Annotated in this window: 22 protein-coding genes and 1 tRNA gene; 13 read left to right on the forward strand and 10 right to left on the reverse strand. The window is 69.2% G+C overall.

All coding sequences use genetic code 11. The features are described from left to right. Positions 1–199: 199 nt before the first annotated feature. Positions 200–1,768 (reverse strand): amino acid permease, encoded by a 1,569-nt coding sequence (locus tag ACEYYH_RS02660; protein WP_374976746.1) that lies wholly within the window; start codon positions 1,766–1,768, stop codon positions 200–202. Between the two features lie 189 nt (positions 1,769–1,957). Here ACEYYH_RS02660 and ACEYYH_RS02665 point away from each other — a divergent pair, with 189 nt between their 5' ends. The 6 genes from ACEYYH_RS02665 to ACEYYH_RS02690 are packed head-to-tail and all read left to right on the forward strand — an operon-like array spanning position 1,958 to position 7,363. Further along, entirely contained in the window at positions 1,958–3,313 is a 1,356-nt protein-coding gene (locus ACEYYH_RS02665; RefSeq protein WP_374976747.1) for a glutamine synthetase family protein, read from the forward strand. Between the two features lie 7 nt (positions 3,314–3,320). Then, positions 3,321–4,046: a gamma-glutamyl-gamma-aminobutyrate hydrolase family protein gene (locus ACEYYH_RS02670; protein ID WP_374976748.1), complete on the forward strand. Its 726-nt coding sequence runs from the start codon at positions 3,321–3,323 to the stop codon at positions 4,044–4,046. Beyond that, positions 4,043–5,401 carry an aldehyde dehydrogenase family protein gene (locus ACEYYH_RS02675; RefSeq protein ID WP_374976749.1) on the forward strand — a complete coding sequence of 453 codons (1,359 nt, stop codon included), beginning with the start codon at positions 4,043–4,045 and terminating at the stop codon, positions 5,399–5,401. Before ACEYYH_RS02670 ends, ACEYYH_RS02675 begins: the two co-directional genes overlap by 4 nt. Positions 5,402–5,411: 10 nt before the next feature. Continuing rightward, positions 5,412–6,185, forward strand: a complete 774-nt coding sequence (locus tag ACEYYH_RS02680; protein WP_374976750.1) for a 3-oxoacyl-ACP reductase — start codon at positions 5,412–5,414, stop codon at positions 6,183–6,185. A gap of 9 nt (positions 6,186–6,194) precedes the next feature. After that, a complete protein-coding gene (locus ACEYYH_RS02685; protein ID WP_374976751.1) occupies positions 6,195–6,911 on the forward strand; it encodes a FadR/GntR family transcriptional regulator in 717 nt (238 codons plus the stop codon). 44 nt (positions 6,912–6,955) lie between these two features. Next, complete coding sequence (locus ACEYYH_RS02690; protein ID WP_374976752.1) at positions 6,956–7,363, forward strand: dehydrogenase; 408 nt, start codon at positions 6,956–6,958, stop codon at positions 7,361–7,363. A gap of 193 nt (positions 7,364–7,556) precedes the next feature. Here the strand turns inward: ACEYYH_RS02690 and radA are convergent, their stop codons facing one another. The 3 genes from radA to ACEYYH_RS02705 form a co-directional block, all read right to left on the reverse strand. Further along, complete coding sequence (gene radA / locus ACEYYH_RS02695; RefSeq protein WP_374976753.1) at positions 7,557–8,927, reverse strand: DNA repair protein RadA; 1,371 nt, start codon at positions 8,925–8,927, stop codon at positions 7,557–7,559. A gap of 75 nt (positions 8,928–9,002) precedes the next feature. Beyond that, complete coding sequence (locus ACEYYH_RS02700) at positions 9,003–9,956, reverse strand: L-lactate dehydrogenase (protein WP_374976754.1); 954 nt, start codon at positions 9,954–9,956, stop codon at positions 9,003–9,005. Between the two features lie 52 nt (positions 9,957–10,008). Beyond that, complete coding sequence (locus ACEYYH_RS02705; RefSeq protein WP_374978294.1) at positions 10,009–11,382, reverse strand: MFS transporter; 1,374 nt, start codon at positions 11,380–11,382, stop codon at positions 10,009–10,011. A gap of 173 nt (positions 11,383–11,555) precedes the next feature. Between ACEYYH_RS02705 and ACEYYH_RS02710 the strand changes: the two genes are divergently transcribed. Both ACEYYH_RS02710 and ACEYYH_RS02715 read left to right on the forward strand, forming a co-directional pair. Then, positions 11,556–12,407 (forward strand): class II glutamine amidotransferase, encoded by an 852-nt coding sequence (locus ACEYYH_RS02710; RefSeq protein WP_374976755.1) that lies wholly within the window; start codon positions 11,556–11,558, stop codon positions 12,405–12,407. Between the two features lie 88 nt (positions 12,408–12,495). Further along, positions 12,496–12,586 (forward strand) — tRNA-Ser (locus tag ACEYYH_RS02715). A gap of 280 nt (positions 12,587–12,866) precedes the next feature. On the opposite strand, the gene ACEYYH_RS02720 is transcribed toward ACEYYH_RS02715, so the two are convergent. From ACEYYH_RS02720 to ACEYYH_RS02745, 6 genes are all read right to left on the reverse strand, one after another. Beyond that, the gene (locus tag ACEYYH_RS02720; RefSeq protein ID WP_374976756.1) at positions 12,867–13,571 is read right to left on the reverse strand and encodes an ABC transporter ATP-binding protein; all 705 of its coding nucleotides are present in this window, start codon (positions 13,569–13,571) and stop codon (positions 12,867–12,869) included. A gap of 2 nt (positions 13,572–13,573) precedes the next feature. After that, on the reverse strand, positions 13,574–14,266 hold the full coding sequence (locus ACEYYH_RS02725; RefSeq protein WP_374976757.1) for an ABC transporter ATP-binding protein: 693 nt from the start codon (positions 14,264–14,266) through the stop codon (positions 13,574–13,576). Further along, positions 14,263–15,243 carry a branched-chain amino acid ABC transporter permease gene (locus ACEYYH_RS02730; RefSeq protein ID WP_374976758.1) on the reverse strand — a complete coding sequence of 327 codons (981 nt, stop codon included), beginning with the start codon at positions 15,241–15,243 and terminating at the stop codon, positions 14,263–14,265. The genes ACEYYH_RS02725 and ACEYYH_RS02730 overlap by 4 nt, the downstream gene beginning before the upstream one ends. A gap of 1 nt (position 15,244) precedes the next feature. Further along, positions 15,245–16,105, reverse strand: a complete 861-nt coding sequence (locus ACEYYH_RS02735) for a branched-chain amino acid ABC transporter permease (protein ID WP_374976759.1) — start codon at positions 16,103–16,105, stop codon at positions 15,245–15,247. Between the two features lies 1 nt (position 16,106). Then, complete coding sequence (locus tag ACEYYH_RS02740; protein ID WP_374976760.1) at positions 16,107–17,363, reverse strand: ABC transporter substrate-binding protein; 1,257 nt, start codon at positions 17,361–17,363, stop codon at positions 16,107–16,109. A gap of 133 nt (positions 17,364–17,496) precedes the next feature. After that, a complete protein-coding gene (locus tag ACEYYH_RS02745) occupies positions 17,497–18,459 on the reverse strand; it encodes a sugar-binding transcriptional regulator (protein ID WP_374976761.1) in 963 nt (320 codons plus the stop codon). Between the two features lie 105 nt (positions 18,460–18,564). On the opposite strand from ACEYYH_RS02745, the gene ACEYYH_RS02750 reads away from it, so the two are divergent. The 5 genes from ACEYYH_RS02750 (at position 18,565) to ACEYYH_RS02770 (ending at position 25,476) form a co-directional block, all read left to right on the forward strand. Further along, positions 18,565–20,307, forward strand: coding sequence for a glycerol-3-phosphate dehydrogenase/oxidase (locus tag ACEYYH_RS02750; protein ID WP_374976762.1), 1,743 nt, complete (start codon positions 18,565–18,567; stop codon positions 20,305–20,307). Continuing rightward, complete coding sequence (gene glpK / locus ACEYYH_RS02755) at positions 20,304–21,806, forward strand: glycerol kinase GlpK (protein WP_374976763.1); 1,503 nt, start codon at positions 20,304–20,306, stop codon at positions 21,804–21,806. Before ACEYYH_RS02750 ends, glpK begins: the two co-directional genes overlap by 4 nt. A gap of 151 nt (positions 21,807–21,957) precedes the next feature. Continuing rightward, positions 21,958–22,512, forward strand: a complete 555-nt coding sequence (locus tag ACEYYH_RS02760) for a PadR family transcriptional regulator (protein WP_374976764.1) — start codon at positions 21,958–21,960, stop codon at positions 22,510–22,512. Between the two features lie 11 nt (positions 22,513–22,523). Next, positions 22,524–23,354 (forward strand): alpha/beta hydrolase, encoded by an 831-nt coding sequence (locus ACEYYH_RS02765; RefSeq protein ID WP_374976765.1) that lies wholly within the window; start codon positions 22,524–22,526, stop codon positions 23,352–23,354. Between the two features lie 67 nt (positions 23,355–23,421). Further along, positions 23,422–25,476 carry an FAD-dependent oxidoreductase gene (locus ACEYYH_RS02770; protein WP_374976766.1) on the forward strand — a complete coding sequence of 685 codons (2,055 nt, stop codon included), beginning with the start codon at positions 23,422–23,424 and terminating at the stop codon, positions 25,474–25,476. The last annotated feature ends 13 nt before the right edge of the window (positions 25,477–25,489 follow it).

Genomic DNA, 25,489 nt, shown 5'->3' on the forward strand with positions numbered 1-25,489 from the left:
GAATGACGCGGAACCAACCATTCTCAATCGTCGCCAGTCAGGCCGGGCCGGTTCCTGCTCTACTGATTCACACATCGGGGTGACGGATGCTGCGGCCCGCGGCATCCGTCGATCCCAGCCGTCCGCGTGACGCAGTGGAGCGGGGCGTCCCCCAGGCCGCCCCGCTCCGTCTCCCTGCACAGGTGTTTTGGCCGAACACCTAGGACTTGTCGTCGAAGACCTCTTTCTCCATCGCGTCGTATCCCTCCGCCTGCGGGTCGCCGTGCGTGCCGCCGGAGATCGCGTACTCCTCCTCGGGCGAGAGCACGAGGCGGTGGCGGAAGAAGAGCCCGAAGCCGAGCAGCAGCACCACGTAGACCACAGCGATGGCGATGATCGCCGGCAGGAACGTGGGGTTGAGCAGGAATCCGACGAAGATCAGGAGCGCGATGGCGGCCGCGATGACCGCTCCCGTGATACCCCAGGGACTGCGGTACGGGCGCTCCACATCGGGCAGCTTCCTGCGCAGGATGATGAACGACACCATCTGCAGGAAGTACGCGAGCACCGCGCCCCACACCGCGATGTTGAGGACGATGGCGCCCGCGACGCTGCCGGAACCGCCCGCGAACTCGATGACGAGCAGCGCGATGAAGCCGATGACGGCACCCACCAGGAGTGCGACCCAGGGCGTCTTGCGCTTGCCCGTGAGCGACAGGAACTGCGGGTAGTAGCCCGCACGCGAGAGTGAGTACATGTTGCGGCCGTAGGCGAACATGATGCCCTGCAGCGAGGCGAGGAGCCCGACGAGGGCGAACAGCGCGAGGAGCGCAGCGACCTGGTCGCCGACGATGGCGCGGAACCCGTCGAGCAGCGGTTCGGCGGCCACACCTGTCGCCTCCGCGCCGAGGACGCCGGTGTTGAGGAACAGCACGAGCAGACCCGTCACGATGAGCGTGCCGCGTGCCCAGAACCCGGCGCGCGGGATGTCGCGCACCGGGTCGTGCGACTCCTCGGCGGCGAGCGGCAGCTCCTCGATGCCGAGGAAGAACCACATCGCGAACGGGAGGGCGAACAGGATCGGCAGGACGCCGTGCGGCAGGAACTCCGTCTGGCCGGCGTCGGGCGCGATGTCCCACAGGTTCGTCCACTGGAACGCGCCGGAGAAGATCGCCATGGCGGAGAACACCAGGATGATGCCGATCGAGATGATCGAGACGACGATCGCGAACTTGAAGGAGATGTTCGCGCCCGCGGCGTTCAGGGCGATGAAGACCGCGTACAGGATGATCCACCACACCCAGCCCGGCAGGGAGAGCCCGAGCAGCTCGGAGGTGATGGCATCCGCGTACGAGGCCGAGAAGAAGACGATGACCGCGGTGGTCGCGACGTACTCGATCGTCTCCGCGGCGCCGGTGATGAGGCCTCCCCATGGGCCCATCGCCGAGCGCGCGAACGAGTAGGCGCCGCCGGTGTGCGGCATGGCCGCGGCCATCTCGCCGATCGAGAAGATCATGCCGTAGTACATGGCGACGAGGATGACGAAGGCTATGAGCATGCCGCCGAAGCCGGCGAAGTCGATGCCGAAGTTCCACCCGGAGAAGTCGCCCGAGATCACGGCTGCCACCGCGAGACCCCACAGACCCCACACGCCGGCGGCGCGCTTCAGTCCGCGCTTCTCGAAGTATTCCTGGCCGGCGCGTGTATAGGTCGCACCGGCGACCTTGGCGGAGCGGTTGCCTGAGGCTGCCGCGGATTCCGGCTGTGGTGCACTGCTCGCTTGGGACATCGGTCCTCCAAGGATTCGCAAAGGGAAGTGCGCTCGGGTCGCGCTGATGCGCTTTTCGCCGATTGTGGTGCCTATTGGTCGGCTGTGTCTACCTTTGGAGGGGATTTTGGTTAGAGTGTGCGGGTGAGCGCGGTTCGCGAGGACCGCGCTCACGAGTCTCGTCGCACGTCGACACCGCAGGAGGAACGCATGCCGGGCAACCTCACCGTCGAGCAGTTGAACGCCGGGATCGCCGCAGGCGACATCGACACCGTGGTCGTCGCGTTCGCCGATGCGCAGGGACGCCTGGTCGGGAAACGGGTGTCGGCGCGACTCTTCCAGGAGGAGGTGCTCCCGCACGGCGCCGAGGCGTGCAACTACCTGCTCTCGGTGGACGTCGACATGAACACCGTCGACGGCTACGCCATGTCGAGCTGGGAGACCGGCTACGGCGACATGATGCTGCGGCCCGACGCCTCGACCCTCCGGCACATCCCGTGGCTGCCTGGATCGGCCCTGGTCATGGCCGACCTCACGTGGGAGAACGGTGAGCCCGTCGTGCAGTCGCCCCGCGCCATCCTGGACCGCCAGCGGTCGCGGCTCGCCGACCGCGGCCTCGTCGCCTTCTCGGGGACGGAGCTCGAGTTCATCGTCTTCGACGACACGTATCGGAATGCGTGGGCCAAGGGCTACCGCGATCTCACCCCCTCGACCGACTACAACGTCGACTACGACCTGCTCGCCTCGGGCCGTCTCGAGCCGCTGCTGCGCGACATCCGCCTGTCGATGGACGGGGCGGGCCTCTACACCGAGGGCGTCAAGGGCGAGTGCAACCTCGGTCAGCAGGAGATCGCGTTCCGCTACGCCGAGGTGCAGGAGACCGCCGACCAGCACGCGATCTACAAGAACGGCGCGAAGGCGATCGCCGAGCATCACGGCAAGTCGCTGACCTTCATGGCGAAGTTCAACGAGCGGGAGGGCAACAGCTGCCACATCCATCTGTCGGTACGCTCGGCGACCGGCGACCCGGTGATGGCCGGCGACCGCGAATACGGCTTCAGCCCGCTCATGGAGCACTGGATCGCCGGCATCCTGGCGACCCTCCGCGAGTTCACGCTGCTCTACGCGCCCAACATCAACTCGTACAAGCGGTTCGCGAAGGGCTCGTTCGCGCCCACGGGCATCGCGTGGGGTGTCGACAACCGCACGTGCGCGCTGCGCGTGATCGGCCACGGCTCGTCGCTGCGCGTCGAGAACCGGGTGCCCGGGGGCGACGTCAACCCGTACCTGGGCATCGCCGCCATCATGGCGGGCGGTCTGCACGGCATCGAGCACGAGCTGCCGCTGCCCGACCGGCTGGAGGGCAACGCGTACACCGCGGGGGTCGACCACCTGCCGACGACACTGCGCGAGGCGGCGCAGCTGCTCGACGAGTCCGCGATCGCCCGCACGGCCTTCGGCGACGACATGGTCGACCACTACCTGAACCAGGCGCGCATCGAGGTCGAGGCCTACGATGCCGCCGTGACCGACTGGGAGAGGGTCCGTGGGTTCGAACGCCTCTAGGAAGCCCGTGATCGGCCTGACGACGTACCTCGAGCAGGCGAAGCAGGGGGTGTGGGACGTCCGCGCGGCGTTCCTGCCGCAGGTCTACTTCGACTCGGTGACGGCATCGGGCGGCGTCGCCGTTCTGCTGCCGCCGCAGCCGGATCCCGGGATCGCCGCCGATGCGGTGCTCGACGGGCTCGACGGGCTCATCCTCACCGGGGGCCGCGACGTGCAGCCCGAGCTGTACGGTGCTGAGCGGCATCCGCTCACCGACGCCGCCCGCCCCGATCGCGATGCGTGGGAGCTCGCGCTGTTCCGCGGCGCGGAACAGCGACGGCTGCCCGTGCTCGCGATCTGCCGCGGCCTCCAGCTCGTCAATGTCGCGCGCGGCGGCACGCTGCACCAGCACCTGCCCGAAGTGCTCGGCACCGAGCGGTTCCGGGTCGGGGGCGGTGTCTTCGCGACGAACGACGTCATCGTCGACGAGGGGTCGCGTCTCGCCGAGCTCGTCGGCCCCGGCGACCTCGAGGTGCACAGCTACCACCACCAGGGGGTCGACCGCCTGGGCGAGGGGCTCGTCGTGACCGCCCGCACCGACGACGGGCTGGTGCAGGCGTTCGAGTCCGACGGCGAGGGCTACGTCCTCGGCGTGCAGTGGCACCCCGAGCAGAACCAGGAGGATCGCCGGCTGTTCGCGGGACTCGTGGCCGAGGCATCCGTCTACGCATCCCGGGAGGTGCCGACCGCATGAGCGCCACCTTCACCGTGATCAACCCGGCGACCGCGCTGCCGATCCGCGAGATCGCGCGCGCGAGCGTGGACGAGACGGATGCTGCGATCTCGCGCGCCGTCGTCGCACAGCGTGTGTGGGCGTCGCTGCCGCCGGTCGCGCGCGCCGACGCCCTGCGCTCGTTCGCGCGGGTGGTCCAGGCCCACGTGGAGGAACTGGCCCAGCTGGAGGTGCAGAACTCGGGTCACCCGATCGGGTCGGCACGCTGGGAGGCGTCGCACGTCGCGCAGGTGCTCAACTTCTACGCCGGAGCGCCCGAGCGGCTGTCGGGGCAGCAGATCCCGGTCGCGGGCGGGCTCGACGTGACGTTCCACGAGCCGTACGGGGTCGTCGGGATCATCGTGCCGTGGAACTTCCCGATGACGATCGCGTCGTGGGGCTTCGCGCCCGCGCTCGCCGCGGGCAACGCGGTCGTGCTGAAACCGGCCGAGCTGACGCCCTTGACGGCCGTGCGCCTCGGTGAGCTGGCGCTGGCCGCGGGACTGCCGGAGGGGCTGTTCTCGGTGGTCACCGGGTCGGGATCTGTCGTGGGGCAGCGGTTCGTCTCGCACCCTGACGTCCGCAAGGTGGTCTTCACCGGGTCGACGTCGGTGGGGACGGACGTCGCGGCCGGCTGCGCGCGCGAGCTGAAGCCGGTGACCCTGGAACTCGGCGGCAAGAGCGCCAACATCGTGTTCGCCGACGCCGACCTCGAGAAGGCCGCGGCGTCGGCGCCGGGCGCCGTGTTCGACAACGCCGGGCAGGACTGCTGCGCCCGCAGCCGCATCCTGGTCGAGCGCTCGGTGCGCGACCGGTTCCTCGAGCTGCTCGAACCTGCGGTGCGGGCCTGGCGGGTCGGAGACCCCGCAGTCGAGGGGACCGATATGGGACCGCTGATCTCGGCATCCCATCGCTCCACGGTCGAGGGATTCCTCGACGGCGCGAACGTGGCGTTCCGCGGCTCGGCGCCGTCGGGCGACGGGTTCTGGTTCCCCCCGACGGTGGTGCTCGCCGACCGAGGCGACCGGCTTGCGCGCGAGGAGGTCTTCGGCCCGGTCGTCGCGGTGCTGCCCTTCGACGACGAAGCCGACGCGATCCGCCTCGCGAACGACACGATCTACGGCCTCGCGGGCTCGATCTGGACCGAGAACCTCGGCCGGGCGGTGCGCGTCTCGCGGGGCGTGAAGAGCGGTGTGCTGTCGGTCAACTCGCACTCGTCCGTGCGGTACTGGACCCCGTTCGGCGGCATGAAGGCCTCGGGCCTCGGGCGCGAGCTCGGCCCTGACGCCGCCGAGCACTTCACCGAGACCAAGAACGTCTTCTTCGCGACGGACTGAGAGGGAAAGCATGGATCTCACGCAACGGCTCAAGGATCGGGTGGCCGTCATCACCGGCGGCGCGTCGGGCATCGGGCTCGCGACGGCGCGGCGGTTCGCCGCGGAGGGCGCGCGCGTCGTGATCGCCGACCTCGATCCGGCGACAGGGGAGCGGGCCGCCGCCGAGGTCGACGGACTGTTCCGGCTCGTCGACGTCGCGGACGAGGCATCCGTGAATCAGCTCTTCGACTCTGTCGCCGGTGACCTCGGACGCCTCGACATCGCGTTCAACAACGCGGGCATCTCGCCGGCCGACGACGACTCGATCGAGACGACCGAGCTGCCCGCGTGGGACCGCGTGCAGGACGTCAACCTCAAAAGCGTGTACCTGTGCTCGCGCGCGGCGCTGCGGCACATGGTCCCCGCGGGCAGGGGGTCGATCATCAACACCGCGTCGTTCGTGGCGCTGCTCGGGTCGGCGACGTCGCAGATCTCGTACACGGCCTCCAAGGGCGGGGTCCTCGCCATGACCCGGGAACTCGGCGTGCAGTTCGCGCGGCAGGGCATCCGCGTGAACGCCCTCTGTCCGGGGCCGGTCAACACGCCGCTCTTGCAGGAGCTCTTCGCCAAGGACCCCGAGCGCGCGCAGCGCCGGCTCGTGCATGTGCCGATGGGCCGCTTCGCCGAACCCGAGGAGCTCGCCGCCGCGGTCACCTTCCTCGCCTCCGACGACGCGTCGTTCATCACGGCCACCGCGTTCGTCGTCGACGGCGGCATCACCAACGCCTACGTCACGCCGCTGTAGGGTCTCGCCATGACCGACGCCCCCCTGCAAGAGGTGCGCAAGGCCGTGTACCGGCCGGTGCGCGAGGGCAACGCGCTCGAAGACACCGTCGCGCGCCTGGTGCAGACGATCCGGCTCGGCGTCGTCGCGCCGGGGGAGTCCCTGCCGTCGGAGCGCGAGCTGGCCGTGCTCTACGCCGTGAGCCGCGACACGGTGCGCGAAGCGATCCGCGAGCTCGCCGACACCGGTTACCTGGTGCGCCGGCGCGGCCGTTACGGCGGCACGTTCGTCGCCGATCCGCTGCCGCAGCCGCCGCATCCCCGCGACGTCACACCCGCCGAGCTCGAAGACGTCCTGGGCCTGCGCCGCGTGCTGGAGGCCGGTGCGGCCCGCGCCGCCGCCGGACGCACACTCGACGCTGCCGCGCGCGACGAGCTGTGGGCGCGGTACGAGGTCGTGGCCGAGGCATCCGCTCCCGACTATCGCCGGCTCGACACGTTGCTTCACCTCACGATCGCCGAGCTCGCCGGCATCCCGTCGCTCGTCGCACTCGCCGCCGAGAATCGCGCCCGCGTGAACGAATGGCTCGACACCTTCCCCCTGCTGCCGCGCAACATCGAGCACTCCAACGTGCAGCACGAGCGCATCGTGACCGCGATCCTCGCAGGGCGACCGGATGCTGCCGAAGCCGCCATCCTCGAACACCTGGCCGGGTCGGAGGCCTTGCTGCGCGGCTTCCTCGCCTGACGATCCCGCCGCGCCGCCGTGCTGCGGGCGATTACGCTGGACGGGTGGCAGGCAAGAAGCGCGTGAAGAAGGCCGGAGCGGTGGACTTCCGCAATACCCAGCTCGGCGACGCGCTCCAGACGCAGGACATGGCCGCGGTCGCCTTCGCACTGCGCCACGGCCCTACCGTCGTGCCGCTGATGCGGCCCGGCCACCGCGACAACCCGCTCGACGTCGGCGAGGTGTGGACCTATCGCGACGCGAAGACCGGCGAGATCGCGCTGCTGCTCTTCAGCGACGCCGCCCACAAGCCCGAGACGCTGCCGCCGGGGGTCGCACTGCAGTCCCCGGCCTGGCTGCGCGCCTTCCTCGGCGCGCATGAGGACGAGATCACCACCGTCTTCTTCGACATCGCCGGACCCCACCCGCTGCAGGCCTCGCCCGCCGACCTCATCGCCGCGCTCGACGCCTGACGCCAGCCGTCGACGCGCGACACTCCGGACGAAGGGTTTGCGTCCTCGGCGACGACGGGGCAGACTCGCCGGGTGGAATTCCTGCTCGTCGGAATCGTGTGCGCGGCCGGACTCGTGATCCCCATCGTGCTCGGGTACGTCGACCCTGGGCGTCGGCGCCGGCCTCGCGGCCGCTGAGCGGACGGGCCGAACCTCAGAACTCGGGGATGTTTTCTCCCGGTCGGCCCTTGGACCGGACCCGCACGTCGCTGACGGCGCCGCCCAGGGATCCCGAGCGGTGATCGATGACGTCCCGGTAGCCGAGACGCGCTCCCTCGCTGCGCCGCTGCGTCGCCTGGGTGACGGGCCGCACCTCGCCGGCAAGGCTCAATTCGCCGACGACGGCGATGTGCCGGGGAATCGTCCATCCCTCGACCGCGCTGGCGACGGCCAGCGCGATCGCGAGGTCGGCCGCTGGTTCGGCGAATCTCACCCCGCCGACCGTCGAGACGTAGACGTCCTGATCCGAGGTCTTGATCTTCATCCGCTTCTCGAGCACCGCCAGCACGGTCGCGACGCGCGCGGCATCGACACCGTTCACGATGCGCCGTGGGTTGCCCGACTTGCTGTCGATCGTCAGCGCCTGCACCTCGACCGGCAACGCGCGGCGCCCTTCGAGCGCGATGGACACGCACGTGCCCGGCTCGGTGCTGCCGTGCCCAAGGAACAGCGCGCTGGGATCGGGCACCTCCGCGATCCCGGCGCCGGTCATGTCGAAGCATCCGACTTCGTCGGTCGGGCCGAAGCGGTTCTTGAGCGCGCGGACGAACCTCAGCGACGTCTGCCGGTCGCCCTCGAACTGGCACACCACGTCGACGAGGTGCTCGAGGATGCGCGGCCCCGCGATCGAGCCGTCCTTCGTGACGTGACCGACGATGATCGTGGGAATGCCGCGCTCCTTCGCGACGCGGATGAGCGTCGCAGCGACCTCGCGCACCTGCGAGGGGTGGCCCGCCATGCCCTCGGACAGGGCCGACGACACCGTCTGGACCGAGTCGACGATGAGGAGGTCGGGCGTCACGTCGTCGACGTGCCCGAGGATCGTCGCGAGGTCGGTCTCGCTCGCGAGGTACAGCTCGTCGTGGAGGGCGCCGGTGCGTTCGGCCCGCAGCCGAACCTGTGCGGTCGACTCCTCGGCGCTCGCATACAGCACGCGGCGCCCGGCCTTCGCGGACTGCGCGGCGACCTCGAGCAGCAGAGTGGACTTGCCGACACCGGGCTCGCCCGACAGCAGGATCGCGGCGCCGGGCACGAGCCCGCCTCCGAGGACACGGTCGAACTCGCCGACGCCGGTGGTGCGCCGCGGCGCGTCGGACGTGTCGATGCGCGTGATCGGCTGCGCCGCACGCGCCGCCCCGGGGGACACCGGCGTCACCGAGCGGAGGATGCCGGTCTGTTCCGCAGCCTCGACCACCGTGCCCCACTGCTGGCACTCGCCGCAGCGCCCGACCCACTTGAGCGTGGTCCAGCCGCACTCGGTGCACCGGTACGGGGCGGTCTGCGTCGGGCGTCGGGCAGCGGGCATGCGATGAGCCTACGTCCGGCCCGCGACATCGCCCGCGAGCCCCGCGCGGGTCGGGTCGGGGCGTAGGTGGCCGGCTCAGGCGCGCAGCGAGTCGGCCACCTGCTTGAGCGCGTCGGCGGAGGCGTGGAGCAGCCCGAGCTCCTTGTCGTCGAACTGCGTCTCGCGGATCGGCACGGCGCCGGCCGCGCTCACGACCGACGGCACCGAGAGGGCGACGCCGTCGACGCCGTGGAAGTCGCGCAGCACCGGCGAGACCGGCATGACCGCACGCTCATCGTTCAGGATCGCCTCGATGATGCGCGCGCTCGACAGGCCGATCGCGTAGTTCGTCGCGCCCTTGCCCTGGATCACCTTGTAGGCGGCGTCGCGGACGTCGATGGCGATCTGGTCGAGCTCCTCGACGGTCATGCGGTCGCCGCGGGGCGTCACCCACTCGAGGATCGGAACGGTGCCGATCGTCGCCTTCGACCACAGCGGGAACTCGGTGTCGCCGTGTTCACCGACGATGTACGCGTGCACGCTCGAGGTCGAGACGCCGGCGCGCTGGGCGAGCTTCCAGCGCAGGCGGGACGTGTCGAGCACGGTCCCCGAGGCGAAGATGCGCTCGGGCGGCAGGCCGGTCTCCTCCTGCGCGAGTACGGTCAGCACGTCGCAGGGGTTCGTGACGACGACGTACACGGCGTCGGGCGCGACGCTCAAGAGCTGCGGCATCATCTTCTTCATGATCCCGGCGTTCACACCGGCGAGCTCGATGCGCGTCTGGCCCGGGTTCTGCTTCGCGCCGGCCGTGATCACGACGACGTGCGAGCCCTCGACCACCGACAGGTCGCTGCCGCCGATGATGTCGCTCGTGCCCGTGAACTGGGTACCGTGCGCGAGGTCGAGAACCTCGGCCTCGACCTTCTGCGTGGCGATGTCGTAGAGGGCGACGTGGCGGGCAGAACCGCGGATGAGCGCGGCATACGCGGCGCTCGAGCCGACGCTGCCGGCTCCGACGATGGTGACTTTCGAATTCTCGATGACGGCCATGCCGCCAGTCTTGCAGTGGACGGATGCTGCGAGCCACAGAGGATCGCCGGGTCTATGCCGGGTCTGCCGACGAGTCGTGTGAGCGAGCCGGATTGCGTATGCCGAGGAACGAGGTGATCCCGCCCGCGATCATGAGCGCGGCCGTGACGATGGCCGCCCGGTGGAAGCCATCGAGGTCGAGCGCCCCGCCGACGATGGTGGCGAGCAGGGCGATGGCGATGAGCCCGGCGACGCGTGCCACCGCATTGTTCACCGCGGAGGCGATGCCCGAGCGCTCGGGCTCGATGGCGCCGAGGATGGCCGACGTGAGCGGCGCCACCGTGAGCGCGAGGCCGGCGCCCATCACGATCATGCTCGGCAGCACCTGCCACCAGTAGGAGAACTCGGTGCCGACCGTGAGGAGCAGCAGGGCGCCGGCGCCCATCGTGATCGGGCCCACCGTCATGAAGAACCGTGGCCCCCACCTGCCGCTGAGCGCGCCGACGCGGGAGCTGAAGAGGATCATGAGGATCGTCATCGGCAGGCTCGCGAGTCCGGCGAGGGTCGCGGACAGGCCCGCCCCCTCCTGCAGATACACGACGACGACGAGCCCGTTGAGCGCGAGCGCCCCGTAGATGAACGTGGTCGCGACGTTGCCCGTCCAGAAGTTGCGCGCCCGGAACAGGTCGAGCGGGAGGATCGGATGCTTCACCGTGCGCTGCCGCAGCACGAACGCGAGGAAGAGCGCCGCGCCGAGGAGGAGCGGCAGCCAGATCGCGGGGGACGCCCACCCTTGGGTGGGCTGCTCGATGAGCGCGTAGACCATGCCGCCGAGACCGAGGGTGCACAGCGCCGCGCCGACCCAGTCGATCGACGCACCGGGAAGCCGGGTGTCGCGGAAACCGCCCCGAGCGAGCAGGACGAGCGTGATGCCGATCGGCACGACGTTGATGAGGAAGGCCCAGCGCCAGGACGCGAAGTCGACCAGGATGCCGCCCAGCAGCGGGCCGACGATCATCGCGGAGGTGGTCATCGCCGTCCAGATGCCGATCGCGCGACTCTGCGCCGGTCCGCTGAAGTTTGAGGTGATGAGCGCCAGCGAGCTGGGCACGAGGAACGCCCCCGCAGCACCCTGCACGCCGCGGGCAACGATGAGGAACTCGGCCGTCGGGGCGGCCGCGATCGCGAGGGACGCGATCCCGAAGCCGATCAGCCCGATACGCAGCACCAGCACCCGCCCGTACGCGTCGCTCACCGACCCTGCGACGAGGATCAGCGCGCCGAGCGTGATGAGGTAGGCGTCGACGACCCACTGCTGCGTGGTGATGCCACCGCCGAGTTCGTCGCTGATCGCCGGCAGGGCGACGTTCACGATCGTGCCGTCGAGGAAGGCTACGAACGACGCGAGCACGGCGATCCACAGCACGTACCGCTGGGTGGTGCTCATGCCGTCCGCGATGGATGCGGGCTGCTCGTCGGTCACGGACCCCACGCTAGCCCCGCCCGGCGACACCGGCGCCGCGCGCACGATCCCCGGGGTGTGCGGGGTGGTCGCGCGGTCGTACGATGACCCCAGCGCCGCGCCGCGACGCACCGAGTCGAACCTCTCCAGGAGCCGCGATGTGCCGCTGGCTGGCCTACACGGGGGAGCCGCTCCAGCCGGCCGCCCTCATCCTCGACGCCCAGCACTCGGTCGTCGCCATGTCGCAGAACTCACCGCTCGGCGCCGAGACCGTCAACGGCGACGGCTTCGGGTTCGGCTGGTATCCGGCGGACGATCGAGAAGCGGATGCCGCGGGGACGAGGCATCCGTTCGTCTTTCGCAGCATCGAGCCGGCGTGGAACGATCAGAATCTCCGCGAGGTCAGCCGGGCGGTGACGAGTCCGCTCTTCTTCGCACACGTGCGCGCGGCCGCCGGACCGCCCATTCAGCAGACCAACTGCCACCCGTTCCGCCACGGCCAGTGGCTCTTCATGCACAACGGGGCGATCTCGCAGTTCGGTCTCCTCAGACGTGAGCTCGCTCTGGCCGTCGATCCGGCGCTGTTCCCGCTCATTCAGGGGACGACCGACAGCGAGGTCCTCTTTCATCTCGCGCTCACCTTCGGGCTGGCCGACGATCCGATCGCCGCGATGGCGGCCGCCGTCCGCCGTGTGGAGGAGGCGGGTCACGCTGCGGGGGTGAAGTTCCCCATGCAGGGGACGGTCGCCGTATCGGACGGCGAGACGGTGTGGGCGTTCCGCTACTCGTCGCAGGGCCGCTCGCGCACGCTGTTCCACTCCGCGGATGTGCAGACGATCCGGTCCATGTATCCCGACGCCGACCGTCTGTCGCTCTTCGGCGATCACGCGCAGGTGGTGGTGTCGGAGCCGCTCAACGACCTGCCGGGTGTGTTCCTCGAAGTCCCCGAGTCGACGGTCGCGGTGCTCGATCCGGAGGGCTATCACCACCACTCGTTCCTGGATGCGTGAGGCGCGAGCTGCGTCCTTCGCGGATGCTCGTCGCCCGGCGTTCGCCGCCGATTCGCGGCATCCGTTCTCGTGTCGTAAGCTTGTCCGCGGTGACGTGTCCGAGCGGCCGAAGGTGCAACTCTCGAAAAGTTGTGTAGGGTAACCCCCTACCGTGGGTTCAAATCCCACCGTCACCGCCATGAAAACCCCTGTTCAGCAGGGGTTTTCGTCTTGCCTGACCACGGCTTGCCCACATCTGCTCAGGACGTGACGGGCGGCTAATGCGTCGATTGCGCAGGTCGGTCGGCGCTGCGAGCGAGCGCGGTCGTACAGGTGTCCGCCCTCGACTCGCGAGATTCCGCCGTTTTACGCGGGTTTCGTCGCATCGCGGAGATGCCGTGACCTCCTTGGTCCGCCCCTATGGTGGGAATCTCGCCCACGTGAAGTCAGGGTGCCACGTGCGCGAGCCCGCCGGTTCGGTTAGCCGAGGTAGGCATCGGACAGGAGGTCGTTCGCGACGAGGTTCTCGACAGTGTCGTGTCCGACCACACGACCTTCGGAGAGCACGTAGACCGACGTGCAGAGCGCCTGGACAAGGTGCGTGTTCTGCTCGACGAGAAGGACCGTGAGACCGCTCGCGCAGATCCGCTCGAGCAGTTCGCGTACCTCGATGACCGCGACCGGAGACAGGCCGCTCGACGGTTCGTCGAGCATGAGCAGACGGGGAGCCGACATGAGCGCCCGCCCGATCGCGACCAGCTGCTGCTGCCCGCCGCTGAGGCGGCCAGCAGCCTCGCGGCGTCGCGTCGCCAACCACGGGGTCCGATCGTAGGCTTCGTCGAGACGTGCGCGGACGACGGCCCTCGGCGTGCGCTGCGCGCCGAGAAGAAGGTTCTCTTCGATAGTCATGCTCGCGAACAGGCGGCGGTTCTGAGGGCACAGCGACACCCCCGCCTCGACGACGCCTCGGGTGTGCGCGGCTGAGAAGTCGTCGCCAGCGATTGTCATGGCCCCCGTCACGCGCGGCACTGCGCGCATGATGCCCATCAGCGCGGACGTCTTGCCGGCTCCATTGGCGCCCAGGATGCCGGTGACGCTCCCCTCGGCGACGTCGAGGTCGATGCCGCGGACGGCGGTCGCACCGCCGTAGCGAACGGTGAGGCTGCGGACGGTGAGCAGGTGCATCGTCATCCTCCCAGGTAGGCGGAGATGACCGCCGGGTCGTTGCGGACGACTTCGGGTCGTCCGGTGGACAGTACGCGCCCTGTGGCCATCACGACGATCGAGTCGGCCAGTGACATCAGGAAGCGCATGTTGTGTTCGACGACGATCACCGAGATACCGTGCTCGTCGCGAATGCCGCGCACGACGCGGTGCAGGTGATCGGTCTCTTGGACGTCCATCCCGACGGCGGGTTCGTCGAGCAGGATCACCTGGGGTTGGGATGCCAGGGCGGTGGCGACCATGACGAGGCGCTGCTGCGCGCTCGAGAGCGATCCCACTCGCCGCTCCAGCAGGCCGTCGATGCCGACGTGCTCGGCCGCGTCGATCGACGTCGATCGTCTGTCGCCCGCCAGCGCGAGCGACTCGTGCACCGTCCATGCCGACATGACGCGGGTGGTCTGGAAGGTGCGGGCGATGCCACGGGCGACCTTGACGTGCGGGGCGAGGGCGGTGACGTCCTCGCCGCCCAGCAGGATGGTGCCGCCGGTGGGCGTCAGGGTGCCGGCGATCAGGTTGAGAAGCGTGGTCTTGCCCGACCCGTTCGGACCGATCAGACCCAGAATGTGGCCGGGCTCGATGGCGAGCGACACGTCGTCGACCGCGCGCACGCCGCCGAACGCCTTCGTCAGACTTTGGAGCTCGAGGGTGGCTGTCATGAGGTGGCCTTCCGTGAGAAGAGGGAGCGGGCTGCGCGCTCGACCCCGCCGATCAGGCCGCCGGGGACCAGCAGCGTGATGAAGATGAAGACGAGCCCGAGTGCGATCTGGCTCACGCCAGGCTGCAGCTTCAGCAGCTGCGACAGTCCCACCACGACGATCCCGCCCACCAGTGGCGTGAACAGTCGCCCGTACCCGCCGATGCCGATGGCGACGAACATGAGGAAGCCCTGCACGAACGTGAACTGCGACGGTGCGATGACCCCGTTGTACTGGGCGAGCAGCACACCGGCCCAGCCGCCGAACGTCGCCGACACGACCACCGCGATCGCCTTGGTGCGGGCGGTGGGCACACCGAGGTGCTCGGCGAGGTCCTCGTCGGCGCTGATCGCGCGGAGCCGACGCCCGAACCTCGAGCGGCCGATGAGATCGAAGACGACCAGGCCGACCCCGAGCGAACCCGCGATGGCGGCCAGCACGACAGGGATCGGCATCCCGAGACCTACCGGCATGCCGTTCGGTCCTCCCGTGAACGCGCTCTCGTTCGTGAAGACCAGTGTGCAGACGGCGCCGAAGAAGAGCGTGCCGATCGCGAAGTACTGACCCCGCGTGCGGCTGAACACGAGGGCGACGAAGGTTCCGGCGACGGCCGACGCGAGTACCCCTCCTGCAGCGGCGAGCCACAATGGCATGCCGGACGCGAAGAGGATCGACGATGAGTATGCTCCGATGCCGAAGAACGCGGCCTGTGCGAGGCTCGGGTACCCGCCGAGGCCCTGTACGACGTTCAGCCCCGTGAGGGCGATGGCCCAGATAGCGATGAGGATCGCCACGAGCCCCTGGTCGCCGCGCAGCTGCGTCACGGCGAGGTAGGCGAGTGCGGTCACGCCGGCGATCGAGACGTAGCGGCCGGCGATGCCGCGGCGCGTCTTCCGGGTGGGAGCGGTGGGGCGGGGAGCGACGACGGTGGTGAGCATGTCAGCCGACTCTCTGTGCGTTGACGGAGCGGATCCCCGTCGGGCGGAAGATGAGCACCGCCACCAGGAACAGGAACCCGAACGCGCTCTGGTAGGCGGGGCTGATGAACGTCGCGCCGAGGCTCTCGACGAGTCCGAGCGCCATGCCGCCGACGACGGCGCCCAGGACGCTGCCGAGCCCGCCGACGACGACCACGACGAACGCGCTCAGCAGCAGCGAGTCGGCCATGAACGGCGAGATCTGGAACGTGGGTGCGAAGACGATGGCCGCGAGACCGCCGAGCAGTCCCGCGAGCAGGAAGGCGAGGATGTACTGCCGCTTGACGGAGACGCCCAGCAGTGACGCCGCTTCACGATCCTGTGCGACGGCGCGTATGGACCGCCCCAGCGACGTGCGGTTGAGCACGGCTGCGAGCACGGCGACGGCTGCCGCCGCACTCAGCACGACCACGACCTTGACGCCCGACATCGTCACGTCGCCCAGCTGGAGCGTCCAGCTGTCGTAGGGGGTGTCCAGGGCCTTCCCCTCACCGCCCCAGATCACCAGTGCGGTGTTCTGGAGGATGAGGAGAAGGCCGAGGGCGATCGCGGGCGCTGCCGCCGGGTTGTCACGGATCCACCGATACGCCAGAACCTCGGTGAGGACCGAGAGGATGCCGGCCACCGCGAGTCCCGCCGCCGCAGCGAGCAGGAACGGCGCGCCCGCGGTCTCGACCGTCCAGGTGGTGTAGGCCGCCAGGACCATCACGCCGGCCTGGGCGAAGTTGGGGATCTCCATGACCCCGTACACCAGGGTCAGTCCCAGTGCCACGAGGGTGAACAAGCTCCCGAGGAACACCCCGTTCAACAGCGCCTGAGCCATGTCAGTTCCCTGCGCAGGGCTCGTCGACGACCTTCGCGTCGTTGACGGTGCCGCCGAGGCCGTCGAAGACCAGGGCCGTCGCGATCGACTTCGAGTCCGCGCACCACTGGGTGACCTCCGACAGCGTGCGCGCGTTGCGATGGGTGAACAGTGCGCCGGCGGGGGAGGGGATCCAGCCGCTCACGCTGCCGGTGGGAACGTCGATCTCGGCGAGCGCACTCAGGATCGCCGCGCGGTCGGTCGTGGTGCCCGCCTTCGCCATCGCCTCGGCGATCACGAACGGCAGGTCGTAGGCCCACATGGTGAGATCCTGCGGGTACTCGTCGTACTCCTGCTGGTAGGCCTCGGCGAAGGCGCGCGTCGCGTCGTCGTCGGCGGTGAGCGGCGTCGTACCGGCGCAGTCGTAGTTGTCGATCATCAGCTCGTTGAAGCCTTCGCCCAGGATGGCTTCAGCCTGCTGGGGGTTGACGCCGGCGCTGTGCATCACGGGCCCGGTGTAGCCGGCTTGGCGCAGCTGCTTGAGCACGGGCAGGATCACGCCGGTGACGCTGGACAGGTAGACCACGTCGGGGTCGGCGGCAAGGGCGGCCGAGATGGCGCTCCCGTAGTCGGCCGTGCCGAGGGGTGCGGATGACGTCGTCACGTCGAGTCCGGCATCCGCCCCCTGCGCCTCGATGAGCTGGGTGAGTCCCTCGCCGTACGGCTCGCCCTTGGTGTCGATGACGCTGATCGTCGAGGCGCCGAGGGTGTTCTGCGCCCAATCGACGCAGCCGATCGTGTACGTCTCGGATGCGCCGCGCATGAGCACGATGTCATCGCTGTACTCCAGGATGCTCGGGTAGGTGCTGTCGAGGATGTTGATCATCGGCACGGGCGTGCGCTCGAGCTGCGGGGCGTACGTCGACGATCCCAGGCCGAAAGCGATCACCGGCAGGTTGTCGGATTCGACCATCTGCCGAAGGGCCGCGACGCCCGTCGTCGCGGGGTCGCTCTTGTCGTCGGCGTACTCGAATGCCAGCGTGTGCTTCGCGCCGTCGACTTCGAAGCCCTTTTCGTTGAGCGCGGCGACGCCCATCTCGATCGCGTTCTTCTGCGCGGGTCCCAGCGTGGAGTACACGCCGGACATCGACAGGATCGCGCCGACGCTGACTTCGCCGCCGGCGGCACCACCGTCGGTCGGTGTCGACGAGCTGCAGGCCGTGGTGGCGGCGAGCAGGGCGACGGAGCAGGCCGCCGCTGCGATTGCTCGAACCTTCATGGATCTCTCCTTTGAGTGCAGGTTCCCGGGTGAGCGGGGGACGGAGTGTGATCCGTCGTGTGGTGCACGTTAGCTGTGTGCAACAAGGTTCACAAACAAGTTGCAAAAATGTGCAGTCGCAGCGAGATCGCCGTCAGCGGGCTGCCTGGAGTGTCGCCATCGCGAGCTCGCGATCGACGACCAGATCGGTGACGAGGCCGGCGGTGAGGGCGCCCCGCAGCGCGAGCGCCTTACCCGGGCCCGCCGCGACGCACACGCGCCGTCGGGCGCGACGCAGGAGTGCGAACGACGGGCCGCTCGCGCGATCGTTGAGCGGGATGCCTGAGCTCGAGCCATCGGCGCGGTAGAACACCGTCGCAATGTCGCCGACCACGCGCTCCGCGCGGAGCTGGGCGTAGTCCGGCTGCTCGAGGTATCCGCCTTGATACACGTGACCCGGCGTGTGGGCGAACGGGGACCCGACGCCGAACACGGCGCAGTCGAGGCGGGCGTGCAGTGCCAGGATCCGGCGGGTGCTCCGCTCACGCCAATACGCCTCGCGAGTGGAGGTGGAGTCGAAGAAGGCCGGGACGGGGAACTGCTCGATGCGGGCCCCGAACGACTCGCCGAAGCGCCGCAGCAACTCGCTCGCGTACGGCACACCGCTGGTGTGGAAGTTCCCTGCCCCGTTGAGCTGCACAATGGTGCATCCCGGGACGACACGTCCGGGTAGTCTGCGGCTCACCGCCTCCATGGTGGAGCCCCACGCGACTCCGATCACCGACTCAGGGGCGAGCGCGTCGGCGATCACGCGTGCCGCAGATGCCGAGACCTCGCCGAGTGTCGACTCCTCGTCGTCACCGGCCTGCGGTGCGACGACGAACGCGCGGATGCCCCACCGCTCGGCCAGGCGCCGCTGGAGCGGTGCGATCTCGTCGGGGCTCGCCGCGACGCGCACCTCGACCAGTCCGAGGTCGCGGGCGTGCTGCAGCAGGCGAGAAACCGTGGAGCGCGACACCCCGAGCTCGGCGGCGATGACCTCCATGCTCTGATCGTCGTCGTAGTGCCGCCGTGCGGCCTCCCAGGCCGCACGGTTCCTGCGAGCGGTTGAAGCCATCAGAAGCCTTTCGCCGACGAGCATTTTGCACATTATTGCAATTGCGTGCTCAAGGGTGCACCCCGTGGCATCGTTTCGGCGTCCGCCCCCGCCACAGGAGCCGCCGTGAACCACAGATTCCCTTCACCGACCGATCGTGACGTGCTCATCGAAGACCTCGAGCTCCATCCGCGATCCGACGTGGTGATCATCGGTGGTGGCATCAACGGGATCGGACTACTCCGGGAGCTCGCCCTCCAGGGGCTGTCCGCGACGCTCGTGGAGCGGGACGACTTCGTCTCGGGCGCATCAGCGGGCTCGTCGCACATGATCCACGGCGGTATCCGCTACCTCGAGAACGGCGAGTTCCGGCTGGTGCGCGAGTCCGTCCGGGAGCGCAACGCGCTGCTTCAGCTCGCGCCGCACTGTGTCACCGCGCAGCCGACGACGATCCCCATCTACTCCACGTTCTCGGGACTGCTCGCGGCTCCGCTGAAGTTCCTCACCGGTAAGCGTGGCACCCGGCGTGAACGCGGTGCATTCGTCATCAAGCTCGGTCTGTGGCTCTATGACGCGTACTCGGGTGCCGGCCGCATCACGCCGCGCCATCGATTCACCGGCCGGAGTAAGGCGATCGCCGAGCTGCCCGAACTCAATCCGCGGGTCAAGTACGCGGCGACCTACTTCGACGCGTGCATGAAGAGCCCGGAGCGTCTCGCACTCGATGTGCTCGCCGACGCCCGTCTGGCCGGTGGCCGCGCGGCGAACTACGTAGCCGCGATCGGTCTCGACGAGGCCGGCGTGCTGGTTGAGGACCGCGAGTCCGGTCGTCGATTCCGCCTCGAGGCCGACATCGTTGTGAACGCCACTGGGCCTTGGACGGATCTCACCAATGCTGCACTCGGGGATGCCGGCCGGCTGATGGGCGGCACCAAGGGATCGCACATCGTGCTCGATCATCCCGTGCTGCTGGCTGCGACCGCCGGACGCGAGCTGTTCTTCGAGCACGAGGACGGACGGATCGTGCTGATCCTGCCGCTCCGCGATCGCGTGCTCGTCGGAACCACGGATCTCGAGCACGATATGGCGGATCCGATCGTATGCACGGATGGCGAGGTCGACTACTTCCTCGAGTTGATCGCCACCGTCCTTCCCGGGATCGCCGTGGACCGATCCGACATCGTGTTCCGATTCGCCGGAGTGAGGCCGCTTCCCGCCCACGGCGATTCCTCCGCAGGCCGGGTCAGTCGGGACTACGCCGTGGTGGCGCGGCGGGACTCGGGTCGACCAGGCAGGACGACCCTGAGCTTGGTAGGCGGCAAGTGGACGACCTTCCGGGCACTCGCCGCGGACCTCGGTCGGCGTGTGATCGAAGAGCTCGGCCGCACGTCCACGATCGACACGGCCTCACGGCCGATCGGCGGGGGGCGTGGCTTTCCACGCACGGAGTCAGCGCGGGAGGAGTGGATCGCGCGCCATGCGGACGGCGTCCCGTCCTCGCGTGTCGAGCAGCTCCTGGACCGGTATGGCACCACCGCGGCCGACTTCGTGGACGAGATCGGCCGCGAGCCCGACGCGCCGCTCACCCATGCGCCTACCTATAGTCACCGCGAGATCCGCCGCCTGGTGACGATGGAAGCCGTGTGCCATCTCGACGATCTGCTCCTGCGCCGCACATCGCTCGCATTCGAAGGGCGGGTCACTCCCGGTCTCGTCGACGAGGTCGCGCGGGTGGTCGGCGACGTGCGGGGATGGGATGCCGACACCCGGGCGTTCGAGACGGCCCGAGTCCTCGGCATCCTGCGCGATCGACACAGCGTGTCGTTCCTTCAGGCTGCCGAGCCGCCCGTCCCGGGTGGTGCGCGATGAGCCAATTCGTGCTCGCTGTCGACCACGGCACCACGAGCACGCGCGCCATCGTCTTCGATGCACGTGGCGAGCGTGTGGCGACGGGCCAGCTCACGCACGTCCAGCACTCGCCCGCACCGGGATGGGTCGAGCACGACGCCGCCGAGATCTGGCTCAACACCCGCGAGGTCATCGGCCAGTCCCTGGGTCGGGCCGGCCTCACACGTCACGACATCGCTGCCGTCGGCGTCACAAATCAGCGCGAGACCACGGTGGTGTGGGATCGCCGCGACGGCAGGCCTGTCGCCCCAGCGATCGTCTGGCAGGACGTGCGGACGGACGACGTCGTCGCGTCCGTGGTCGAACGGGTCACCGAAGCCGAACTGCGTCGCCGCACCGGTCTGCCACCGTCGACCTACTTCTCGGTGCCGAAGCTTCTGTGGATCCTCGACCGGGTCCCCGGCGTCCGCCGCGCGGCCGAGGCCGGACACCTGCTGTTCGGAACCATGGACAGCTGGCTGCTGTGGAACCTCACCGGCGGGCCGGATGGCGGCATCCACATGACCGAACCCACCAACGCGAGCCGCACCGGCCTCATGGACCTGCGCGCCCATCGCTGGGACGATGAGCTTCTCGACGTGCTGGACATCCCGCCGGCGATGATGCCGACCATCCGCCCCTCGATAGGGGAGTTCGGCCGTGCCGGAGAGCACAGCCTGCTCCGCGGCACTCCCATCACGGGACTGGTCGGCGACCAGCAGGCATCCCTGTTCGCGCACGGCATCACCCGTCCCGGAGACACGAAGTGCACATACGGCACCGGCGGGTTCGTGATGGTGCACACCGGCGACGCCCCCGTCGACTCGCAGGTCGGCCTGATCCCGACGGTCGCCTGCGAGAGCGTGGACGGAGCACGCGCCTACGCGCTGGAGGGCTCGATCGCCGTGGCGGGCTCACTGCTGCAATGGCTGCGCGACGGGCTCGGAATCCTCGACGACGTGGCGCATTCCGAACGGATCGGGGCGAGCGTGCACGAGAGCGGCGGGGTGTATCTCGTACCCGCCTTCTCGGGGCTGTACGCGCCACGCTGGCGACCCGACGCGCGAGGCACGATCGTCGGCCTGACTGCGTACGCCGACCGGCGGCATCTCGTGCGTGCCGCCCTGGACGCCATAGCGCTGCAGGTCGCGGATGTCGTCGAAGCGGCGGAGCTCGACAGCGGACTGAAGATCGCTTCCCTGCGCGGCGACGGTGGCGCGGCAGCGAACGACCTCCTCATGCAGATCCAGTCGGATGTGCTCGGCGTGCCCGTCGAGCGGCCGCCCATGCTCGAGATGACCGCCCTCGGCGCGGCATTCGCCGCGGGTATCGGTGCAGAGTTCTGGGCCGACCGCGACGCTGCCGCACAGTACACGCATGAGCCGACACGCTGGAACCCGGTTCGCGATGCGCCGTGGCGGACAGAGGTGCGCGGTCAGTGGAATCGCGCCATCGAGCGCAGCCTCGGGTGGGTGGCATGAGCACGCATTTGCGGCATCAATCTCGCTCACCTAGGCTATATGCAACTAATTGCACAGAAGCAATCAGTCGAATCTCGCACGAGGAGGTCGCCCGATGCTGGACGTCGGCGCCGCGCGCGATGCGGCTCGAGCGCATTCGTATGCTGACCGTATGTCGCTCGCTCACGCCATCCTCACCGCACTCAACGAAAAGTCCGCATCCGGGCTCGAGCTCGCACGGCGATTCGACCGCTCAATCGGCTACTTCTGGCCGGCGTCGCATCAGCAGATCTATCGGGAGCTCGCGCGGCTCGAGCGCGACGGACTCATCCGGCAGATCGAAGACGACGCTCCCGCCCGCGGCGGAAAACGCACCTACGAGATCCTCGTCGAGGGCCGCGACGAACTGCGGGCGTGGCTGGAGTCCCGCGAGGATCCGAAACTCACGAAGGACGCACTCATGGTGCGTGTGCGTGCATCGGCGTCACTCGGCGGAGACCTTCGCGAGGAGATCGTCCGGCATCGCGCGTTGCACGCAGAGCTGCTCGAAGAGTACCGGCGCATCGAGCAGCGGGACTTCGTCGGCGAGGAGCTCTCATTCACGGCGGGCCGCCAGTACCTCGTCCTGCAATGGGGTCTTCATCTGCAGAAGGCCCGCGTCGACTGGGCCGATGCCGTGCTCACACAACTCGACCAGGAACAGGAGCGCCCGAGCGCTCCGGAATGAAGAGAGGCACCATGTCACAGCTGACTGAACCGACGACGAGGTCGTTCACGGGCGTCACCGGCGATGAGATCGTCGTCTGGCGGTGGCCGAACGCCGACGCGACCTTCGTCGCCGTCATCGCGCACGGCTACGGCGAGCACGCCCGTCGATACGACCACGTCGCGGAGCGACTCATCGATGAAGGCGCTGAGGTCTACGCTCCCGATCACTTCGGCCACGGACGCTCCGGTGGGCAGCGGGTGGCCGTCGAGGTGTTCGACGACTTCGCGCGCGATCTCGACACCGTCGTCGATCACGCGGCGGCTGAACATCCCGGGATTCCGCTGGTGCTCATCGGGCACTCCATGGGCGGGGCGATTGCCACGCGGTTCGTGCAGCTCGGCGGGGTCCGCAAGATCGACGCCCTCGTCCTGAGCGGACCCTACATCGGCGGGAACCCTGACCTTCAGGCGCTCGCACTGCTCGACCCGATCCCGGACGTCCCGATCGACCCCGCTTCGCTGTCGCGCGACCCGGCGACCGGGGACGCCTACGTGGCCGACGAGCTCGTGCGCCACGGACCGTTCCTCAAAGCGACATTGCTCGCGATCGGGACCGCACTCGAGGACATCGCCGCGGGTCCGAACGTGGGCGCCGTGCCCGCGATCTGGCTGCACGGCAGCGACGACACCATTGCGCCGTACGTGCACGCCGAGGCAGTCGCACGGCACGTCATCGGAGCGGATGGGCGACACATCCGGTACGACGGCGCACGCCACGAGATCTTCAATGAGATCAACCGGGAAGAGGTCCTCGACGACGTGATCGTCTTCATCCGTGCGAGCGTTCCCGCCCTGACTTGACCTGACCGGCGAGCAGGCCGTGACCCGCCGTGGTCACGGTCTGCTCGGCGTGCCCAGAAGGAGAGACATGACCGATCACCCCCACCTGCTGTCGCCCGTTCGGATCGGGCACCACACGCTGCCCAACCGCGTGCTCATGGGGTCGATGCACCTCGGCCTCGAGGAGCGCGTCGGTGGTTTCGAACGGATGGCGGCGTTCTACGCCGAACGGGCGCGCCACGGCGTCGGGTTGATCGTGACCGGCGGTGTCTCGCCGAATCGCGACGGGCGCCCGTGGGCGGACGGAGCAGTGCTCGACAGCGAGAGCGCGGTCGCAGAGCACCGGCTGATCACCGATGCCGTGCACGCCGAGGGCGGTCTCGTGCTGCTGCAGCTGCTGCACTTCGGCCGGTACGCCGACCACGACCAGCTCGTCGCCCCTTCCGCTCTGCAGGCGCCGATCGCGCGCCGACTGCCCCGCGCCATGACCCCCGCCGACATCGAGCAGACGATCGCGGACTATGCGGCGGCATCCGCGCTCGCACGCCACGCGGGATACGACGGGGTCGAGATCATGGCGTCCGAGGGGTACCTCCTCAACGAGTTCCTCGCGCCCGCCACCAACCGTCGTGACGACGAGTGGGGCGGGGATGCGACGCGCCGTCGTCGGTTCCCGCTACAGGTCACGCACGCCGTCCGCCAGGCGCTCGGCGCGGACGACATCCTCTCGTTCCGCCTGTCGGTCGTCGACCTCGTGCCCGATGGCAGCACGCTCGACGAAACCCTCACTCTCGCGCGCGAGGTCCAGGCCGCCGGCGTTGATCTGATCGTGACCGGCGTCGGGTGGCACGAAGCCCGGGTGCCGACGATCGCGACCGGCGTGCCTCGGGCCGCCTTCTCGGAGTTCACCCGTGCGGTCAAGAGTGCCGTCACCATCCCGGTGGCCGCCTCGAACCGGATCAACTCGCCGGACATCGCTGAGCTGATCCTCGCGCGCGCGGACGCGGACCTCGTCTCGCTCGCGCGCCCGCTGCTGGCCGATCCCGCGTTCGTATCGAAGACGCGGGATCGCGCCACAGCGACGATCAACACCTGCATCGCCTGCAACCAGGCGTGCATCGACCACACCCTGGCCGGCGACGTGACCACCTGCCTCGTCAACCCGCGAGCGGGCCGTGAGACGGCGCTGCGGATCATGCCCACCCGCCGCCCACGTTCCGTGGCGGTGGTCGGAGCGGGACCAGCGGGCCTCGCCGCCGCGAGTACCGCGGCCGCGTGCGGACACCGGGTGACGTTGTTCGAAGCGGCCACTGAGATCGGCGGCCAATTCGACCTCGCTCGGCGCATCCCTGGCAAGGAGGAGTTCGCCCAGACGCTGCGGTATTTCCGCGGCGAGCTTGCGCGATTGCGCGTCGACGTGCGCACGTCCACGACAGCGGATGCCGCGACCCTCGTCACCGCCGGGTTCGACGACGTCATCCTCGCGACCGGGGTGCGACCACGGATCCCCGCGATCCCCGGGATCGACCGCCCCCACGTCATCGACTACGCCCGTGTGCTGCGCGGAGAAGCGGAGGCGGGCGAGCGGGTCGTCGTGCTCGGAGCCGGCGGAATCGGATTCGACACCACCGTCTTCCTCACCCAGGGCCATGCCTCGGCGGCCCTCGATCGCGACCGGTTCTTCGCGGACTGGGGCGTCACCACAGATCCGGAAGCACGCGGCGGCCTCGCTGTGCCAGGCCCGGCGACGAGCCGCAGACGCGTCACGGTGATGCAGCGCAAACCGACAAAGGCGGGAGCCGGACTCGGACTCACGACGGGCTGGATCCATCGCGCGGAATTGCGTCGGCGCGGTGTCGAGTTCTTGGTCGGCGTCGCCTATGACGAGATCACGGAGGACGGGATCCGCGTCACCGTCGACGGAACGTCCCGACGCATCCCCGCTGACACCGTCGTGGTGTGCGCCGGTCAGGAGTCGGTCCGGTACCTGAAGCGGGAGTTGCGCGAGTTCGGCGTTGCAGCGCACATCGTGGGCGGCGCACTTCTGGCCGGCGAACTCGACGCGAAGCGCGCGATCCGCGAGGGCACCGAGGTGGCCCTCGCCCTCGACCATCCGGCGCCGCGTTCCCCGGCATCCCGCTGACACCCACTTGACC

The organism is Microbacterium trichothecenolyticum (assembly GCF_041938625.1).
GTDB classification, from domain to species: Bacteria; Actinomycetota; Actinomycetes; order Actinomycetales; family Microbacteriaceae; genus Microbacterium; species Microbacterium trichothecenolyticum_D.

What these genes read in the sequence shown, in the direction of transcription:
- ACEYYH_RS02705 (WP_374978294.1), bottom strand. Translation starts at nt 11,382, where the DNA reads ATGAGCACCACCCAGCGGTACGTGCTGTGGATCGCCGTGCTCGCGTCG.
- ACEYYH_RS02765 (WP_374976765.1), top strand. Translation starts at nt 22,524, where the DNA reads ATGTCACAGCTGACTGAACCGACGACGAGGTCGTTCACGGGCGTCACC.
- ACEYYH_RS02760 (WP_374976764.1), top strand. Translation starts at nt 21,958, where the DNA reads ATGTCGCTCGCTCACGCCATCCTCACCGCACTCAACGAAAAGTCCGCA.
- ACEYYH_RS02770 (WP_374976766.1), top strand. Translation starts at nt 23,422, where the DNA reads ATGACCGATCACCCCCACCTGCTGTCGCCCGTTCGGATCGGGCACCAC.
- radA (WP_374976753.1), bottom strand. Translation starts at nt 8,927, where the DNA reads ATGCCCGCTGCCCGACGCCCGACGCAGACCGCCCCGTACCGGTGCACC.
- ACEYYH_RS02685 (WP_374976751.1), top strand. Translation starts at nt 6,195, where the DNA reads ATGACCGACGCCCCCCTGCAAGAGGTGCGCAAGGCCGTGTACCGGCCG.
- ACEYYH_RS02660 (WP_374976746.1), bottom strand. Translation starts at nt 1,768, where the DNA reads ATGTCCCAAGCGAGCAGTGCACCACAGCCGGAATCCGCGGCAGCCTCA.
- ACEYYH_RS02745 (WP_374976761.1), bottom strand. Translation starts at nt 18,459, where the DNA reads ATGGCTTCAACCGCTCGCAGGAACCGTGCGGCCTGGGAGGCCGCACGG.
- ACEYYH_RS02710 (WP_374976755.1), top strand. Translation starts at nt 11,556, where the DNA reads ATGTGCCGCTGGCTGGCCTACACGGGGGAGCCGCTCCAGCCGGCCGCC.
- ACEYYH_RS02740 (WP_374976760.1), bottom strand. Translation starts at nt 17,363, where the DNA reads ATGAAGGTTCGAGCAATCGCAGCGGCGGCCTGCTCCGTCGCCCTGCTC.
- ACEYYH_RS02675 (WP_374976749.1), top strand. Translation starts at nt 4,043, where the DNA reads ATGAGCGCCACCTTCACCGTGATCAACCCGGCGACCGCGCTGCCGATC.
- ACEYYH_RS02725 (WP_374976757.1), bottom strand. Translation starts at nt 14,266, where the DNA reads ATGACAGCCACCCTCGAGCTCCAAAGTCTGACGAAGGCGTTCGGCGGC.
- ACEYYH_RS02700 (WP_374976754.1), bottom strand. Translation starts at nt 9,956, where the DNA reads ATGGCCGTCATCGAGAATTCGAAAGTCACCATCGTCGGAGCCGGCAGC.
- ACEYYH_RS02735 (WP_374976759.1), bottom strand. Translation starts at nt 16,105, where the DNA reads ATGGCTCAGGCGCTGTTGAACGGGGTGTTCCTCGGGAGCTTGTTCACC.
- ACEYYH_RS02680 (WP_374976750.1), top strand. Translation starts at nt 5,412, where the DNA reads ATGGATCTCACGCAACGGCTCAAGGATCGGGTGGCCGTCATCACCGGC.
- glpK (WP_374976763.1), top strand. Translation starts at nt 20,304, where the DNA reads ATGAGCCAATTCGTGCTCGCTGTCGACCACGGCACCACGAGCACGCGC.
- ACEYYH_RS02665 (WP_374976747.1), top strand. Translation starts at nt 1,958, where the DNA reads ATGCCGGGCAACCTCACCGTCGAGCAGTTGAACGCCGGGATCGCCGCA.
- ACEYYH_RS02720 (WP_374976756.1), bottom strand. Translation starts at nt 13,571, where the DNA reads ATGCACCTGCTCACCGTCCGCAGCCTCACCGTTCGCTACGGCGGTGCG.
- ACEYYH_RS02730 (WP_374976758.1), bottom strand. Translation starts at nt 15,243, where the DNA reads ATGCTCACCACCGTCGTCGCTCCCCGCCCCACCGCTCCCACCCGGAAG.